1 protein-coding gene and 1 pseudogene are annotated in these 901 nt (G+C 75.1%); both read right to left on the minus strand.

Going from position 1 to position 901, the window contains the following annotated elements; translation table 11 throughout:
• Nucleotides 1–165, minus strand: a pseudogene (locus I5G_RS25035) (DNA excisionase); the annotation flags it as partial.
• A 213-nt stretch (nt 166–378) separates the two neighbouring features.
• Nucleotides 379–807, minus strand: coding sequence for a hypothetical protein (locus I5G_RS02025; RefSeq protein WP_022877562.1), 429 nt, complete (start codon nt 805–807; stop codon nt 379–381).
• Nucleotides 808–901 lie beyond the last annotated feature (94 nt).

Genomic DNA, 901 nt, shown 5'->3' on the forward strand with positions numbered 1-901 from the left:
CCGCGATCGTGCCGAAGACCAGCGACGACTTGCCCGAGCCGCTCACCCCCGTGAAGACGGTCAGCCGCCGCTTGGGAACGTCGACGGTCGACGATTCTTGAGGTTGTTCTCGCGCGCACCGCGCACGCGGATGACGTCGTGGGCGTCGGCGGGGGCATCGGTCATGGCGGCTCCTCGGAGGGTCGTCCCTCAGTGTGACGGAGGCCTCCGACATTCGCGACCGCGCCCCGCTCGGCCGTGCCGTCGCGCGGAGAATCCGCACGGCACACCGCTCCGCGGCATCCGGAACCGGCGTGTCCGTCACCGAACTCCGCACGACGGCCGGGAACGCGACGACGCCCCCGCGGACGGATCCGCGGGGGCGTCGTGATCGGGAGATCAGCCCTGGGCGCGACGGTTCGTCCGCGCGCCGCGACCGACGACCATGCCGGTCGTGGGAGCACCGGATGCCGAGCGCCCGGCGCCCTGCGGGCGGGCGGTGTTCGCTCCGCCGCGCGCGTTGCCGCCGCCCTGGCCGCGACCCGAACCCGAGCGCTGGCCCTGGCGGGCGGGCTGCGCGGCGTCGGCCGCGGGGGCGGCCTGACCGGCACCGCGACCGCGGCGACGACGCCCCTCACCGGGAGCGGACGTGCGGGGGGCGGCATCCGAGGATCCCTGTCCGCGGGCGGCACGCTTGCGCTGCGCGTTGGCGCCCTGCGAGCGTCCGCCGCCCTGCGGCTGCGCGACGATCGGCTCGGGCTTGACGTACGGGGCGACCTCGCCGACCAGCGCCACGACCTCGAGGGAGGTCGAGGTGACGGGCTGCACGATCGTGCAGTGGGACGTGTTGCGGGCACTTGCCGCCGACCCGGATGCATCCGGGCATGACCTCGCCCTCGCAACGGTCCAGAGCGACCAGTCC

This window comes from Microbacterium sp. B19 (genome assembly GCF_000333395.1).
Classification (GTDB): domain Bacteria; phylum Actinomycetota; class Actinomycetes; order Actinomycetales; family Microbacteriaceae; genus Microbacterium.